Origin of the sequence: Caballeronia sp. (genome assembly GCF_049581465.1) — a bacterium.
Taxonomy (GTDB): domain Bacteria; phylum Pseudomonadota; class Gammaproteobacteria; order Burkholderiales; family Burkholderiaceae; genus Caballeronia.
This window is the reverse complement of sequence record NZ_JBAUSA010000308.1, coordinates 1-1,729: the sequence shown is the minus strand read 5'-3', so window position 1 is coordinate 1,729 and position 1,729 is coordinate 1. Positions and strand designations below refer to the sequence as shown.

At 50.0% G+C, this 1,729-nt stretch carries 3 protein-coding genes; all 3 read left to right on the top strand.

The window, feature by feature from the left end:
* Positions 1 to 468, top strand: a 468-nt coding sequence (locus WCA53_RS07660; protein ID WP_423907593.1) for a pyridoxamine 5'-phosphate oxidase, incomplete at its 5' end; no start/stop codon positions are given.
* 387 nt (positions 469 to 855) lie between these two features.
* Positions 856 to 1,161 (top strand): H-NS family nucleoid-associated regulatory protein, encoded by a 306-nt coding sequence (locus WCA53_RS07655; protein WP_423907591.1) that lies wholly within the window; start codon positions 856 to 858, stop codon positions 1,159 to 1,161.
* A gap of 251 nt (positions 1,162 to 1,412) precedes the next feature.
* The coding region (locus WCA53_RS07650; RefSeq protein WP_423907596.1) for a cation diffusion facilitator family transporter at positions 1,413 to 1,729 on the top strand (317 nt) is incomplete at its 3' end.

Here is a 1,729-nt window from a genome sequence, read left to right as displayed (position 1 = left end):
GGCTTTCTGGTAACTCATTCAGCCAGCGACGCGATACTCGAAGGCCAGCGTCTCACCATGCTCGGATCGTTTTCACCCGCGCCACCTGAATCGATCGACGAACTATCAAGGCGGTATTTGCGGTATCACCCGGACGCTGCCAGTTATCTTGAGCTCGGAGACTTTACCTTCTGGACTATGTCGCCGCACCGCATGCGGTATATAGGCGGATTCGGCGCAATGGGGTGGCTTGACGCAGCCGAGCTCGATCCACTCGAACCGCTATCGGAAATCGACGAACTCGCGCTGTTGACGTTGTTCGCCAATTCATCAGACCGTCCAACGGAACTTGGACTATTGGGTATCGATCGATACGGCTGCGACCTGAGAAGCCCGACATCGCGCGATCGGTTTACATTTGATAAGCCGAAAGAAACGTTTGCGGAATTAAGCGCAGCAATGAAGGATTGTATTGAACGGCATAGGTGAATACATGGGTCGCATCTCCTATTGCAAAGATTCTTGAGGGACCCTTAAGTTTTCTTTAGACGTAGTATTGCTACTGATGCATGCGAACCTCGCATGAGATGAAATTTTTCTATCGTTAATCTACGACAATTCTCATAATCTGAAAGAATTCGGTAACTAATTCTCGTGCGCACGTCCGCCAAGCGCGATCGCGAATGGTTTGTTCCGGCTATGTACTAATTCGCACCAATTGTTACGCTCAAGTACCGTGATAAAATGATTTAAATCAAGCGTTTCAAGACGTGCGTAAATTCGTAGTTGTGTTAATCTGCGATCCATTGAGAGGCTTAGCCATATAACCGAAGCGAGCAGGACGACTCGCAAATTGCAAATCACAAGGAAATTACCATGCCGTCTTACAAGGAACTTCTCGCGCAGCGCGAAAGCCTCGAGCGACAGATTGAAGAAGCCAAGTCGCGGGAATATGCTGAAGTTCTCAATGAAATCAAGCAGAAGATGGCCGATTACGGCATCACACTCGCTGAACTGTCAGGTGGTCGAGGTGGTAAAGCATTGAAAAATGCAGGTCGTCCGCGCGCAGGCGTTGCACCCAAGTATCGTGATCCGGATAGCGGCAGCACGTGGTCTGGTCGTGGCAAGCCGCCGAAATGGATTGCCGGTCAGGACCGTGACGGCTTTCTGATCCAGAAGTAATATTTAGTCACAATTCAAAAAGTCGCGCCATTTTAGAATGGCGCGGCTTTTTTGTTGTCCGGCTGAAGCCCCGTATGTATCGCGGTTTCAGTCGCACCTGCACAATCGCGCTGCTAACGCTAATGCACACGTGACTGAGAACGCGTCGCGTTTGCCTAACAATATGATTTTTAAAGGTTTTTTGTTGTTTTTTCTTAATCTGAGCCCGCGCCTTGTTAGAATTAAAAAACACAATGACTTTGGGCGGCACCATGTTAGCGACATCTGCGCGCGCGGAGGAAAAGCAGGACGTTGCCCGCAAAACAACGATTGCCAGTATTGCGCTAAACATAGCGTTAATGGCGTTGCAGATCACTGTTGGCGTCCTGGCACATTCTCAGGCCCTGATTGCCGACGGCGTTCATTCCCTGGCAGACCTGGTATCCGATTTCGTGGTTCTTTTAGCGAACCGGCATAGCGGGGCGGCTCCTGATCGCGATCACAACTATGGTCATAGCCGATATGAAACAGTCGCTTCATTATTTCTTGGCGTATTGCTGATAGCCGTGGGCTGCGGCATGTTATGGCG

What these genes read in the sequence shown, in the direction of transcription:
- WCA53_RS07655 (WP_423907591.1), top strand. Translation starts at nt 856, where the DNA reads ATGCCGTCTTACAAGGAACTTCTCGCGCAGCGCGAAAGCCTCGAGCGA.